Here is a 13,642-nt window from a genome sequence, read left to right on the forward strand (position 1 = left end):
GTCACTTTCCTCCGGCGAGGGTGTCGACGGACCGCTGCACTCGGCGCCGCGCCTCGGCGTCGATCGCCACGCACTCCTCGATCGACCGGAGCTCGCCGGGGGAAACCTCCACCAGCGCGCGCTCGATCAATTCCGGAATGCGGGTGAAGCCGATTCTGCGGTCGAGAAACGCGGCCACCGCCACCTCGTTCGCCGCATTGAGCACCACCGGCGCCGAGCCGCCGCACTCGAGAGCGGCGCGCGCCAGGCGGAGACAGGGGAACCGTTCCGTGTCGGGCTCGAAGAAGGTCAACTGGCCGATGCAGGTCAGATCCAGCCGCGCCGCCGGGGTCGGACGCCGCTCCGGATAGGTGAGCGCGTAGAGAATCGGCACGCCCATGTCGGCGACGCCGAGCTGGGCGATCACGGAGCCGTCGATGTACTCGACCATCGAGTGGACGATCGACTGCGGATGCACGAGCACCTGGACCTGGTCGGGCTCGAGGTCGAACAGCCAGCGCGCCTCGATGATTTCCAGGCCCTTGTTCATCAGCGTCGCCGAGTCGATCGTGATCTTCGCGCCCATCTTCCACGTGGGGTGCCGGAGCGCGTCCTCCACCGTGACGTGCGCGAACTGCTCCTTGGGCAGCTCCCGGAACGGGCCCCCGGACGCCGTCAGGAGAATGCGGTGGACGTCACCCTTGTTGTGACCGACCAGGCACTGGAAGACGGCGCTGTGCTCCGAGTCGACGGGCAGCAACGGCACGCCGCGCCGCCGGGCGGCGGCCGTCATCAGGCTGCCCGCCATCACCAGCGTCTCCTTGTTGGCCAGGGCGACGGTGCGGCCGGCCTCGATGGCGGCCATGGTCGGCAACAGCCCGGCGCCGCCGACGAGCGCCGAGACCACGATGTCGGCCTCGATGTCACGCGCCAGCGCGACGAGCCCCTGCGGCCCGGAGAGCAGCTCGGGCCGGGGCGGGGGCAGGAGGCGGGCGAGCCTATCGACGGCCCCATCGTTGAGCACCGCGACGGCGCGCGGCGCGTACTTGCGGCAGAGGTCGGCGATCAGCTCCACGTTCGATCCGCGCGCCGCCAGCCCCGCCACCGAGAACTCCTCGGACAAGCTCGAGACCAGCTCGAGCGTGCGGAGGCCGATGGACCCCGTGGCGCCCAGCAGCGTGATCCGCTTCACGCGCCGCCTCCCAGCGCCGCGTAGTAGTAGAGGGCAGGCGCGTTGAAGAGCAGGCCGTCCACCCGGTCGAGCACGCCCCCGTGGCCGGGGATGAGGCCGCCCGTGTCCTTGACGCCGACGCTCCGCTTCATCACCGACTCCGCGAGGTCGCCGATCTGCCCGACCAGCCCCAGGAGCGCGCCGGCCACCAGGAGGCGCGGCGCCTGCCAGTTCAGGAGCCACGCGCCCAGCACCAGCGCGGCCAGCCCGGATGCGAGCAACTGAGCGACGGCACCCTCGACCGTCTTGTTGGGGCTGATCATCGGCGCCAGCTTGTGGCGCCCGAGCGCCGAGCCCACCAGATACGCCGCCGACTCGCCGATCCACGTCACGCCCACCAGGAACAGGATGAGGTCCGCCCCATCCGGCAGCCGGTGGAGCAGCAAGGCATGGCCCAGGAACCAGCTCACGTAGACCAGCCCGAGCAGCGCCAGGGCCACCGGCTCGGTGGCCGGCCGGGCCGGGCTCCACACCGGCGCGCTGAGCAACGCGGCAACCGCCAGCGACAGGACCAGCATAGGTAGGGCCGGACCCACCGCGTCCGCCGGCACCGCGAAGCTCGCGGTCACTGCGATTCCCGCGCCCACGCCCAGCCGCGTGTAGGTCGGCACGCCCGCCTGCTCGAACATCCGCGCCAGCTCCCAGGAAGCCGCGGCGCCCACCCCGATGACGAAGAGGACGAAGACCCATTCGGGGGCACGCATCACCATCCAGACGAACACCGGGATGGCGATGACGGCGGTGGCCACGCGCTTGAGCAGGCCCGTGGCGCCGCCGCCCAGCGTCATCGTCGCCGAGTCCACCTCAGACTCCACCGAACCGTCGCGTACGCCCCTGGAAATCGGCGACGGCCCGGTAGAGATCGACCGGGCGAAAATCCGGCCAGAGGGTCGAAGTGATCCACAGCTCGGTGTAGGCGATCTGCCACAGAAGGAAGTTCGACACGCGCATCTCGCCGCTGGTGCGGATCAGCAGGTCGGGATCGGGCGTCTCGGCCGTGTACAGCGCCCTGCTCACGTCGGCCTCGGAGATGTCGTCGGGCTTGAGCTCGCCCGCGGCCACCCGGCGTGCCAACGTCCGGAAGGCGTCGATCAGCTCGTCGCGGCCGCCGTAGTTGAAGGCCATCAAGAGGTGCAGCCCGGTGTTGTCGCGCGTCGCTTCCACGACCCGGTCGATGCCGCGGCGGATCGGCACCGGCACGCCGTTGGCGCGACCGATGATCAGGAGCCGCACGTTGCGCTCCATGAGCTCGGGCAGCTCCCGGTAGATCGACTCCTCCAGCAGCTTCATCAGCATCGAGACTTCGTCCTCGGGCCGGCTCCAGTTCTCCGTCGAGAAGGCGTAGAGGGTCAGGTAGCGAAGCCCGAGGTCGCCGGCGGCCCGCACGATCGCCCGCGCAGCCTTGACCCCTTCCCGATGGCCGGCCACGCGGGGCAACCCGCGCCGCGTCGCCCAGCGCCCGTTGCCGTCCATGATAATGGCCACGTGCTGGGGCAGCGGCTGCGTGCGCACCAGGGCCAGCAGCTCGGTCTCGGTGGGCGTCGGCAGCTCGGCGCGCGGCGTCTCGCTAGGCGATCTCAGGGCCATCGGCTCTCATCGTATTAGAAAGAGAGGATCTCCTGCTCCTTTTTCTTGAGGAGCTCGTCCACCTTGGCAATGAACTTGTCGGTGGTCTTCTGGATCTGGTCGTGCCCTCGGCGCTCCTCGTCCTCGGAGACCTTCTTGTCCCGGGACATCGCCTTGAGCTTGTCGTTGGCCTCGCGACGGATGTTGCGGATCGCGACGCGGCCGTCCTCGGCGAGCTTGTGGACGGTCTTGGCCAGCTGCTTGCGCCGCTCCTCGGTGAGCGGCGGCATCACCAGCCGGATGGTCTTGCCGTCGTTGACGGGAGTCAGACCGAGGTCCGACTTCATGATCGCCTTCTCGATGGCTCCCAGCTGCGACGCCTCCCACGGCTGGATCGCCAGCGTACGGGCGTCGGGCACCGACACCGACGCCATCTGGGTCACCGGCGTGGGGGTGCCGTAGTAGTCGACGCGGATCGTGTCGAGCAGGCCGGTCGACGCCCGGCCCGTCCGAACCGACGCGAACTCGCGCCCGAGCGTGTCGAGCGCCGCGTTCATGCGGACCTCGATGTCCTTCAAGAGCGCCTGCATGGCCCCTCCTTCCCGCCGCGGCTACGCCGAGACGATCGATCCCACCGGCTCGCCCAACACGATGCGCTTGATGTTCCCGGCCTTCGTGAGATCGAAGACAATGATCGGCAGCCCGTTTTCCATGCACAGCGAGATCGCCGTGGTGTCCATCACTTGGAGGCGGCGGGTGAGCACGTCGCGGTACGTGGTTCGCGCCAGCCGCTCGGCGCTGGTGTCCCGCTTGGGGTCGGCCGAGTAGATGCCGTCCACCTTCGTCGCCTTCATGATCGCGTCGGCCCCGATCTCGATGGCCCGCAGAGCGCCCGCCGTGTCCGTGGTGAAGAAGGGGTTCCCCGTTCCGGCGGCGAAGATCACCACGCGGCCCTTTTCCAGGTGGCGGATCGCGCGACGGCGGATGTACGGCTCGGCCACCGCCCGCATCTCGATGGCCGACAGCACCCGCGTCTGAAGCCCCGCCTTTTCGAGCGCGTCCTGCAGCGCGAGCGCGTTGATGATCGTCGCCAGCATGCCCATGTAATCGGCGGTGGCGCGCTCCATCCCACCGGCGCTGGCGGCGACGCCCCGAAAGATGTTGCCGCCGCCGATGACGATGGCGACCTGGACACCGAGCGTGACCACCTCCCGGGTCTCCACGGCGATCCGCTCTAGCACGGCCGGCTCGATGCCGTAGCCCTGGCTCCCGGCGAGGGCCTCCCCCGAGAGCTTCAGGACGATACGGCGGTAGGTCGGACGGACGCTGCCGGCTTCCGCCGCCACGGCTAACCGCCCTCGCCGACCTGGAAGCGCGCGAAGCGCTTGACGACGATGTGCTCGCCGGTCTTGGCGTTGACGCCGGCGATGAGGTCCCTCACCCTGGTCTTGCCCGATGGGTCCTTGATGAACGCCTGCTCCAGCAGGCACTGCTCTCCGTAGAACTTCTCGAGCTTGCCCTCGATGATCTTGTCGAGCACGTGGGCGGGCTTCTTCTGCTCCGCCATCTGGCTCCGATAGATCTCCCGCTCCTTGTCGATGACCGCCGCCGGCACGTCCTCCCGCGCCACCCAGGCGGGGTTGGCGGCCGCGATCTGCATGGCGAGGTCCTTCACCAGCTCCTGGAAGGCGTCGGTGCGCGCGACGAAGTCCGTCTCGCAGTCCACCTCGACCAGCACGCCGAGCTTGGCGCCCGGATGAACGTAGGCGCTGACCTGCCCCTCCCGTGTCTCCCGGTGCGCGCGCTTGGCGGCGTCGGCCAGCCCCTTCTTTCTGAGATACTCCGTGGCCGCCTGCAGGTCGCCCTTGCTCTCCTGCAGCGCGGCCTTGCAGTCCATGACCCCGGCGCCCGTGCGGTCGCGCAGCTCCCTCACCAGCTGGGCGTTCGCCGCCATGCCTAGGCCTCCGCCTCGGCCGGCGTCATGTCGACATCGCCGGCGGCCTCGGCCGCGGGCTCCTCACCCTCCTCCTTGGTCAGCGTGCCGCGCCCCTCCAGCATCGCGTCGGCGATGCGGGAGGTGATCAGGCGCACCGCCCGGATCGCGTCGTCGTTGCCGGGGATCGGGTAGTCGATGCCGGTGGGATCGCAGTTGGTGTCCACGATGGCGATGATCGGGATCCCCAGCCGCTGCGCCTCGGCCACGGCGATCTTCTCCTTCCGGGGGTCGATGATGAAGACCGCCGAGGGGAGCTGCTCCATCGCCTTGATCCCGATGAGCGCCTTCTCGAGCTTCTGGCGCTCGCGGTCCAGCTCCAGCGCCTCCTTCTTCGGTAGCCGCTCGTACTCGCCGGTCTCCTTCATCTCCTCGAGCTTCTTGAGGCGGGCGATCGACTTGCGGATGGTCTGGAAGTTGGTGAGCGTCCCCCCCAGCCAGCGCTGGTTGACGTAGAACATCCCGCAGCGGCTCGCCTCCTCGAACACGGTGTCCTGCGCCTGCTTCTTGGTGCCGACGAAGAGCACGGCGCCGCCGTTGGCCGCCAGGTCGCGCACGAAGGCGTAGGCTTCGCGGAACTTCTTGAGCGTCTTCTGCAGATCGATGATGTAGATGCCGTTGCGCTCGCCGAAGATGTACTTCTGCATCTTCGGGTTCCAGCGCTTGGTCTGGTGGCCGAAGTGCACCCCGGCCTCCAGCAGTTCCTTCATCGTCAAGGCCGCCATGAATCCTCCTTCGGTTGTTCCCTCCGCTGTGCTTTCGGAGCCGACTTCATTCTTCGGCTCCGCACCGATGCGGCGCACAGCGTGCGTGATGGTGAGTTACGTCGTGTACTTGGCATTGATCCGCACGTATTCCTCGCTCAGGTCGCACGTCCACACCCGGTCCTCGCCCCGGCCGAGGCCCAGGTCGACGGTGATCGTGTACTCCGACCTCCCCATGATCTCGCGAATACGGTCCAGACGCGCGCCTTCCCGGATCGCGCCCCGCTCGACCAGCGGCTCGTCCTCGAAGAGGATCCCCACCCGGTCCGGCTCCACCTTCGCCGCCGACTTGCCGAGCGCCATCATGAGGCGGCCCCAGTTGGGGTCCTGCCCGTTGAGCGCGGTCTTCACCAGGAGCGAGTTGGCGACGCTCCGGGCCGCCAGCCGGGCGTCTTTCCTCGTCGTCGCCCCCCGCACCGCGATGGTGACGAGCTTCGTCGCGCCCTCGCCGTCGCTCACCAGCATCCGCGCCAGCCGCGCCGTCAGCGCGTCGAGGCCGCGGGCGAACTGCCGGAGGCCGCGCCCCCCCGTCTCCAGCGGAGCGTTCTCGGCCAGGCCGTTGGCCAGCACGGCCACCGTGTCGCTGGTGGACTGATCGCCGTCCACCGTGATCCGGTTGAAGGAGCGATCGACGCTGCCACGCAGCGCGCTCCCGAGCACCCCCGTCCCGATGACGGCGTCGGTCGTGATGAAGCAGAACATCGTCGCCAGGTGAGGCTCGACCATCCCCACCCCCTTGGCGATCGCGCCGATGGTCACCGGTCGGCCGTTGACCTCGACTCGCAGCGCGGCTTCCTTGGGTCGCGTGTCGGTCGTCATGATGGCCTCGGCCGCCGCCCGGCCGCCCTGCGGTGACAGCGCCTTCACCAGCTTCGGCAAGGCCGTGCGGATCTTGTCCATCGGCAGGGGCGGCCCGATGACTCCGGTGGCGCCGATCAGCACGTGCTTGGCCGGGATCCTCAGCAGCTCCCCCACCAGCCGGGTGATCTCCCGTGCGTCACGAAGGCCCTGCTCGCCGGTGCAGACGTTGGCGCAACCGCTGGAGGCCACGATGGCCTGGGCCACCCCGCCGCGGACGTGCTCCAGGGAGACGAGGACCGACGCTCCCTTCACCTGATTGGAGGTGAAGAGCGCCGCTGCCCGCGCCGGCGCCGATGAGTAGACCAGGGCGAGATCCTTCTTGCTGCTGGGCTTGATGCCGGCGGCCACCCCGCCGGCGAGGATGCCGGGGACGGCGGTGACGCCGCCCTCCAGCCACTCGATGTCGCCCGACTTGCTCTCGGGCCTGGCGCCGGAGACCGTGGTGCCGGGCACTAGGGGTACACCGGCGGCGCTTCGAGACCCGTGCGCTCGTTCCACCCGCACAGGATGTTGAGGTCCTGGACTCCGTTCGCCGCCCCCCCCTTGCCGAGGTTGTCGAGCGCCGAGAGGCACACCGCCCGGCCCGTGCGGGCGTCCGCCACCACGGTCAGGTCGCAGTAGTTGGAGCCGACGACGGCGCGCGTGGTGGGCCGCTCACCCTCGGCGAGCACCCGCACGAACGGCTCGCCGGCGTAGAACTCCCGGTAGAGGGCGACGAGGTCGGCCGTCACCATCGTCGTTGCCAGCGGCACGACGGCCGTGGTGAAGAGGCCGCGATTCAACGGCGCCAGATGGGGCGTGAAGGTGACGCGGACCGGCCCACCGGCGAGGGCCCCCAGCTCCTGCTCGATCTCGGGCGTGTGCCGGTGCGACGCGATGGCGTAGGCCTGGATGTTCTCGTTGGCTTCCGTGTAGAGGTACATCGGATCGAGCTTCCGGCCCTGGGCGCCCGCGCCGCTGACGCCTGACTTGCCGTCGATGACGATCCCCTCCAGGCGCGCCAGGCCGGCCCTGACGAGCGGCGCCGTGGCCAGGATCGCGCCGACCGGGTAGCAGCCCGGCGCGGCAACGAGCGCCGCCGAGGCGATGGACTTGCGGTGCAGTTCCGGCAGCCCGTACACGGCCTCGGCGAGCCCCTCGGGATCGATGTGGGGCGCCTTGTACCACACCGTGTAATCGTTGGCGTCATGCAGCCGGTAGTCGGCGGAGAGGTCGATGGCCCTGACGCGCCGGCCGCGCAGCACCGGCAGCACCCTCTGGGACTCCAGGTGCGGCAACGCGAGGAAGACGACGTCCGCCATTTCGGCCAGCCACAGGGGCTCGAGGTCGTGGAACGCGAGATCGGTGAGGGTCCGGAGATGAGGGTACACCTTGGCCAGCGGCTCGCCGGCCAGGCGCTCGGAGGTGACGCCGGTCACTTCGACGTGCGGATGCCGGAGGAGCAGGCGCAGCAGCTCGGCGCCGATGTAGCCGCTGGCGCCAGCGACGGCAACGCGGATCGCTTTCGAGCCCACCACCGACCTACCGCTTGGAGTACTGGAACTTCTGGCGCGCGCCGGGCTGACCGTATTTCTTGCGCTCGCGCATCCGGGGATCGCGCGTCAGGAGTCCGGCCTTCTTCAGAGGCAGGCGGAGCTTGTCGTCGAACTGCACGAGGGCCCGCGCAATTCCGTGGCGCACCGCGCCGGCCTGGCCCGAGGGGCCGCCACCGGCGACGCTGACGAGCACGTCGAATTGTTCCGCGGTGTTCGTCAACTGCAGCGGCTGCGCGATGATCATCCGCAGCGTCTCGCGAGGGAAGTAGTCCTCGAAGGGCCGGCGGTTGACGACGATCCGCCCCGCCCCCGGCCGGATCCACACCCGCGCCACGGAGGTCTTCCGCCGGCCGGTCCCGTAGAAGCGATCGAGAACGGCCATCAGCGGCCTCCCGTCTTCGGCCCGAGGCCCGCCGGCAGCGGGGCAGGCTGCTGCGCCTGATGGGGATGCGCCGCGCCGCGGTAGACCTTCAGCTTTTTGGCCATCGCCCGCCCCAACCGGTTCTTCGGCAGCATGCCCTGCACGGCCCACTCGATCACGCGCTCGGGATGGGTCCTGAGCATCTTTTCCGCATTCACCTCGCGCAGATGGCCGATATAGCCCGTGTGCCAGCGGTACATCTTGTCGCGCAGCTTGCGTCCGGTGAGGTGCACCTTCTCGGCGTTCACCACCACCACATGGTCGCCGACGTCGAGATGGGGCGTGAAGGTCGGCTTGTGCTTGCCGCGCAGAATTGCCGCGACGCGGCTCGCCAGGCGCCCGAGCACCTGGCTGTCGGCGTCGACGACAAACCATTTCCGTTCGATCTCACTCTCCTTCGGCATCGGCGTCGGCATCGTTTCCTCTTGGTGTCAGGACCGGCTAAGTAGGCCTGAGAACGGCAAAATTGCAACGTCATAGCGTAACGGAAAACCCCGATCCTGTCAACGAATCGGCCCGTCATCCGCGCGTCTTGTCGGGCCACGGACAGAGCGTCCGCACCGGGCAGGCGGGGCAAAGGGGCTTGCGCGCCGTGCAGGTCCGGCGGCCGTGGGCCTGGAAGAGGTGGCAGGTGCGCGTCCACTGGGCCCGGGGCAGCACCTCCCGGAGCTGGTCATGGATCTGGTCGGGGTCCTTCGACTGCGCCAGCCCCAGGCGCTGCGACACGCGGAAGACGTGGGTGTCGACGGCGATGGCCTGCTCGCCGAAGGCGTTGCCCAACACGACGCTGGCGGTCTTCAGACCGACCCCGGGCAGCGCCACGAGCGCTTCGCGCGAGCGCGGGACCTCGCCGCCGTGCTTGTCCACGAGCGCCCTCGCCATGCCGATGATCGCCCGGGCCTTGGCGCGGAAGAAGCCGGTGGACCGGACTTCGCGCTCGAGGGTCGCCTGATCCGCTCGCGCGTAGTCTTCCGCACGACGGTACTTGCGAAACAGCGACCGCGTGACGATGTTGACCCGCTCGTCCGTGCATTGCGCGGAGAGGATGGTGGCCGCCAGCAGCTCGAGCGGAGTGCTGAACTCCAGCGCGATCTTCGCGTCCGGATACGCTCGCTCGAGCGCGGCGATGATCTTCCGGGCGCGCGCCTTCTTCGCCTCCCTGGACTCCCGCATGACGCGGGACCTATGCCCTCAGCGCGCCAGCCGACTGCGGATGAGCGTGATGCGCTCGCCCAGCGCGGCGGCCGTCAGCCGCCGCGGCTCGTGGTCCACGCGCCAGGCCGGTCCCCCGGGGGCGGGATCGCCCGCGAGACGGGGGATGAGGTGCCAGTGGATGTGCGGCACCTGATTGCCCAGCAGCTCGTAGTTCAGCTTCACGGCGTCGAACGCCGCCGCCAGCGCGCGCGCGATGTCCGTCACCTCTTCGATGAGCTGGGCGCGCTCATCGCGACTGAGGTCGAACAGCTCCGTCGCGTGCCGCTTGAGCACCAGCACCGTCCAGCCGACAAAGAACTGATCGTCGTGCAGGTAGACCACCGACAGACCCAGGTCGGCGATCCGATGGTCCTCACGGGGCCACGCTCCCGTGCACGCCGGACAGTCGGCCTTCACGCGCGCGCGGCCAGGAAGCGTCCCAGCCGACACAGTCCCTCCTGGATGCGCGGGAGCGAGGCGGCATAGGAAAAGCGCAGGTAGCCCTCGGCGTTGGCGCCGAACGCCGCCCCCGGCGTGACGGCGACGTGACACCCCTCGAGGATCTCGAAGGCGAAGCGCGTGGAGTCGCTGGTGTACCGGCGCGCGTTGGCCAGAACATAGAAGGCGCCGGTGGGCTCGAAGCCCACGCCGAGCCCGACGGCCCGCAGCCCGGCGATCATGGCGCGCCGCCGCTCGTCGAAGATCTGCCGGAACCGGCGGGTGTCCTCACCGGCCTCGCGCAGGGCCGCCACCCCCGCCCACTGGACGAACTCGTTCGTCGAGATGAAGAAGTTGCCGAAGATCTTCTGGAGCGAGCGAATGTGGTCGGGGGGCGCGATGAGGTAACCCAGGCGCCAGCCGGTCATGGCGAAGGCCTTCGAGAAGCCGTTGAGCACGAAGGCGCGGTCCGTGTATTCCAGAATGGAGCGGTCGCGATCCGCGTAGGAGAGGCCATGGTAGATCTCGTCCGAGATGACGACGAGGTCCCGCCCCTGGGTCAGCTCCGCGATCGCCGCCATACGCTCGGGTGAGAGGACCGTCCCGGTGGGGTTCGCCGGCGAGTTGATGAGGATCCCCCTGGTGCGCGGGCCGAGGCGCTCCCGGATGGCCTCCGGCCGGTACTGGAACGCGTCCTCCTCGGTCACGCTGACATAGGCGGGCACGCCGTCGGCGTAGCGGATGAAGTTCGGGTAACAGGCATAGTACGGATCCGAGAGCACCACCTCGTCGCCGGGGTCGAGGAGGTGGCCGAACAGCAGGAGCATCGCCGGCGAGGTGCCCGGGGTGACGAGGATCTGGTCGGGCGAGACCTCGATGTCGTAGGTCTGGGCGTAGTGCTCGGCGATCGCCTCGCGCAGGGGCAGGATGCCGAGGCTGGCCGCGTAACGGGTGCGGCCGTCCTTGATCGCCCGCTCCACCGCCTCGACGATCACCGGCGGCGTGTCGAAGTCCGGCTCGCCGAACTCCAGGTGCACGATGTCAGCGCCCGCGCGCTCCAACGCCTGGGCCCGCTCGAAGACCTCGACGGCCAGGAACGGCTCAATCTGCTCGATCCGCCGCGACGGCCTCACGCGGCTCTTCCAATACGCAGCCGCGTCAGCACGATCTCACAGAGCATCCGGGGGCCGCTCTTGAGGACACCGGTCTTGCTGCCCGCCTGGTCAGTCCAGTTCACCGGCACTTCGACGATGCGGTACCCGTGAGCGCGCGACAGCAAGAGCAGCTCGACGTCGAAGCCGAAGCCGGCGGTCTGCAGACGCGGGAACAGGTCTCTGGCGGCGGCGGCCGTGACGGCGTTGAATCCGCACTGCGAGTCGGCGATCACCCCGAGCCCGAGCCGGGCCACAATCCAATTGAAGAGGCGCCCCGCCGCCACGCGGTGGCGCCGCGCATTGACCGACACGCCTCGATGGGGCAGCCACCGCGAGCCGATGGCGATGTCGGCCCCCGACACCAAGGCGTTCTCGAGCCGCTCCACCTCGGCGATGGGGGTCGCCCCATCGGCGTCCGTGAGGAGCCGGAGGGCGCCGCGGGCCGCCAGCATACCCTGGCGCACCGTGGCACCCTTGCCCCGGTTGCCCTCGCTGCGGAACAGCCGCACCGTCCGATGCGCGCGAGCGGCCGCCTCGACCACGCCGGCGGTCCGGTCGGTGCTCCCGTCGTCCACGACCAGCACCTCGTAGGGCTCCCCCCGCCCTGCGAAGAAGTCCGCGACCTCCTCCGGGTATCTCGTCAGACGCAGCGCCTCGTTGAAGGCCGGGATGACGACGGACCAGCGCGGTGGACTCACTTGACTCCGAAAACGTCGACGCGCCGGCGTCGACGGGCGGTCCCCGTCTCATGGGAGGCGCGGGCCACGCCGGCCGCCACCGCCAGCGCCACGTTCTTGTTGAAAACGCTGGGAATGATGTACTCCGAGCTGAGCTCGCTCCGCGTCACGCATCCGGCGATGGCGCGCGCCGCCGCCAGTTTCATCTCGTCGTTCACCGTCCGCGCCCGCGAGTCCAGGAGGCCGCGGAAGAACCCCGGAAAGCAGAGCACATTGTTGATCTGGTTCGGGTAATCGGACCGGCCCGTCGCCATCACGCGCACGTGTCGCTCGGCCTCCTCGGGCTGGATCTCGGGGACGGGGTTCGCCATGGCGAAGACGATCGGATCGCGGGCCATACGCTTGATGTCGCGGAGGGTCAGGATGCCGGGGACGCTGAGCCCGATGAAGACATCCGCCCGCTGGAGCGCGTCGCCGAGGCGCCCCTTCACCTGGCGGGGGTTCGTGGCGGAGGCAACCCATCGCTTCATGAAGTCCAGGCCCTCCGGGCGGCCGCGGTAGATCGTCCCGTGCTCGTCGACGCCGATGATGTCCCGCACCCCGCACGACAGGAGGATCTTGATCGTCGCCGTGCCCGCCGCCCCTACCCCCGTCACCACCACGCGGATCTTGTCGAGATGTTTGCGCACGATCTTCAGCGCGTTGAGCAAGGCGGCCAGGACCACGACCGCGGTGCCGTGCTGATCGTCGTGAAAGACCGGGATGTCGAGGTCCTTGCGCAGCCGGGTCTCGATCTCGAAGCATCGGGGAGCGGCGATGTCCTCGAGATTCACGCCTCCGAAGGCCGGCGCCACCAACTTGACCGTCTCGACGATCTTGTCCACGTCCCTGGTCGCCAGGCAGAGGGGGAAGGCGTCCACGTTGGCGAACTCCTTGAAGAGCATCGCCTTGCCTTCCATGACCGGCAGGGCCGCCTCCGGTCCGATGTCACCCAGGCCGAGGACGGCCGTCCCGTCGGTGACGACGGCGACGGTGTTGTGCTTGATGGTCAGCGCGAAGGCGCGCTCCCGGTCGTCCCGGATGGCCAGGCAGACGCGGGCGACGCCGGGCGTGTAAGCCATCGACAGGTCGTCGCGCGTGCGAACGGGGACCTTGTTGTGGATCTCGATCTTGCCGCCCAGGTGCAACAGGAACGTCCGGTCCGAGACGTTGCTGACGCGGATGCCCGGCAGGCGGCGCAGGCTACTGACGATTTCCTGGCCGTGGACGCTGTCGCGAGCCTTGATCGTGATGTCGCGGACGATGCGATCGCGGTGCGATTCCACGAGGTCCACAGCGCCGATGTCGCCGCCGGCCTGTCCGATCGCCGAGGCCACCCGGCCCAGCATCCCCGGGCGATTCTTGATCTCGAGCCGGAGAGTGAGGCTGTAGCTCGCACTGGGCGCGACAGCCATCGCGCGCCTACCCGGCTGCCGCATCGACGCCGAGGCGGGAGACCCCCTCGCGCCGGCCCCCCACCCCCGCCGGGGTTTCCACTGCAGCGCCGGGCAGAGCGTCCTTCCCGGAGCTCAGAGCGTCTGGGGTTCCAGGCGTGTAAAAACGATCAAAGAGGGCGGCAGCGCTGGCGGAGACGATCTGCCCGAACGGGACCTCGAACCCTACAGCGGTGACATCGGCCTTCAAGAGCCCCTCCGGACAACACATCATAACAGAGCAAGGAGGATCTGAATACGTGAACATGCCTACCCAGTCTCAACGATATCCGTTGTTACGAGTGACCGATTTCTCGGGTCTACCCCTTGGGTGTGGTGTTGGCGTGCTTTTTGAAC

At 69.1% G+C, this 13,642-nt stretch carries 16 protein-coding genes; all 16 read right to left on the reverse strand.

The window, feature by feature from the left end:
- Position 1 precedes the first annotated feature (1 nt).
- Entirely contained in the window at positions 2–1,171 is a 1,170-nt protein-coding gene (dxr, locus tag VGV13_06715) for a 1-deoxy-D-xylulose-5-phosphate reductoisomerase (GenBank protein ID HEV8640771.1), read from the reverse strand.
- The gene (locus VGV13_06720; GenBank protein HEV8640772.1) at positions 1,168–2,025 is read right to left on the reverse strand and encodes a phosphatidate cytidylyltransferase; all 858 of its coding nucleotides are present in this window, start codon (positions 2,023–2,025) and stop codon (positions 1,168–1,170) included. The genes dxr and VGV13_06720 overlap by 4 nt, the downstream gene beginning before the upstream one ends.
- Entirely contained in the window at positions 2,015–2,683 is a 669-nt protein-coding gene (locus VGV13_06725; GenBank protein HEV8640773.1) for an isoprenyl transferase, read from the reverse strand. The genes VGV13_06720 and VGV13_06725 overlap by 11 nt, the downstream gene beginning before the upstream one ends.
- Before the next feature lie 128 nt (positions 2,684–2,811).
- On the reverse strand, positions 2,812–3,366 hold the full coding sequence (gene frr / locus VGV13_06730; protein ID HEV8640774.1) for a ribosome recycling factor: 555 nt from the start codon (positions 3,364–3,366) through the stop codon (positions 2,812–2,814).
- Between the two features lie 21 nt (positions 3,367–3,387).
- Positions 3,388–4,122 carry a UMP kinase gene (pyrH, locus tag VGV13_06735; protein HEV8640775.1) on the reverse strand — a complete coding sequence of 245 codons (735 nt, stop codon included), beginning with the start codon at positions 4,120–4,122 and terminating at the stop codon, positions 3,388–3,390.
- 2 nt (positions 4,123–4,124) lie between these two features.
- Positions 4,125–4,730 (reverse strand): translation elongation factor Ts, encoded by a 606-nt coding sequence (gene tsf / locus VGV13_06740; GenBank protein ID HEV8640776.1) that lies wholly within the window; start codon positions 4,728–4,730, stop codon positions 4,125–4,127.
- A gap of 2 nt (positions 4,731–4,732) precedes the next feature.
- A complete protein-coding gene (rpsB, locus tag VGV13_06745) occupies positions 4,733–5,494 on the reverse strand; it encodes a 30S ribosomal protein S2 (protein HEV8640777.1) in 762 nt (253 codons plus the stop codon).
- A gap of 96 nt (positions 5,495–5,590) precedes the next feature.
- The gene (gene argJ / locus VGV13_06750) at positions 5,591–6,847 is read right to left on the reverse strand and encodes a bifunctional glutamate N-acetyltransferase/amino-acid acetyltransferase ArgJ (protein HEV8640778.1); all 1,257 of its coding nucleotides are present in this window, start codon (positions 6,845–6,847) and stop codon (positions 5,591–5,593) included.
- The gene (gene argC / locus VGV13_06755) at positions 6,847–7,908 is read right to left on the reverse strand and encodes an N-acetyl-gamma-glutamyl-phosphate reductase (protein ID HEV8640779.1); all 1,062 of its coding nucleotides are present in this window, start codon (positions 7,906–7,908) and stop codon (positions 6,847–6,849) included. The genes argJ and argC overlap by 1 nt, the downstream gene beginning before the upstream one ends.
- A 7-nt stretch (positions 7,909–7,915) precedes the next feature.
- Positions 7,916–8,311, reverse strand: coding sequence for a 30S ribosomal protein S9 (gene rpsI / locus VGV13_06760; protein ID HEV8640780.1), 396 nt, complete (start codon positions 8,309–8,311; stop codon positions 7,916–7,918).
- Positions 8,311–8,766: a 50S ribosomal protein L13 gene (gene rplM, locus VGV13_06765; GenBank protein HEV8640781.1), complete on the reverse strand. Its 456-nt coding sequence runs from the start codon at positions 8,764–8,766 to the stop codon at positions 8,311–8,313. The genes rpsI and rplM overlap by 1 nt, the downstream gene beginning before the upstream one ends.
- A gap of 103 nt (positions 8,767–8,869) precedes the next feature.
- On the reverse strand, positions 8,870–9,523 hold the full coding sequence (nth, locus tag VGV13_06770; protein HEV8640782.1) for an endonuclease III: 654 nt from the start codon (positions 9,521–9,523) through the stop codon (positions 8,870–8,872).
- An 18-nt stretch (positions 9,524–9,541) separates the two neighbouring features.
- Positions 9,542–9,994 carry an HIT family protein gene (locus VGV13_06775; protein ID HEV8640783.1) on the reverse strand — a complete coding sequence of 151 codons (453 nt, stop codon included), beginning with the start codon at positions 9,992–9,994 and terminating at the stop codon, positions 9,542–9,544.
- Positions 9,958–11,115, reverse strand: a complete 1,158-nt coding sequence (locus VGV13_06780; GenBank protein HEV8640784.1) for a pyridoxal phosphate-dependent aminotransferase — start codon at positions 11,113–11,115, stop codon at positions 9,958–9,960. Before VGV13_06780 ends, VGV13_06775 begins: the two co-directional genes overlap by 37 nt.
- The gene (locus VGV13_06785) at positions 11,112–11,834 is read right to left on the reverse strand and encodes a dolichyl-phosphate beta-glucosyltransferase (protein ID HEV8640785.1); all 723 of its coding nucleotides are present in this window, start codon (positions 11,832–11,834) and stop codon (positions 11,112–11,114) included. The genes VGV13_06780 and VGV13_06785 overlap by 4 nt, the downstream gene beginning before the upstream one ends.
- Complete coding sequence (locus VGV13_06790; GenBank protein ID HEV8640786.1) at positions 11,831–13,267, reverse strand: malic enzyme-like NAD(P)-binding protein; 1,437 nt, start codon at positions 13,265–13,267, stop codon at positions 11,831–11,833. The genes VGV13_06785 and VGV13_06790 overlap by 4 nt, the downstream gene beginning before the upstream one ends.
- Positions 13,268–13,642: the final 375 nt, after the last annotated feature.

Source organism: Candidatus Methylomirabilota bacterium, from assembly GCA_036001065.1.
Taxonomy (GTDB): Bacteria; Methylomirabilota; Methylomirabilia; order Rokubacteriales; family CSP1-6; genus MNEF01.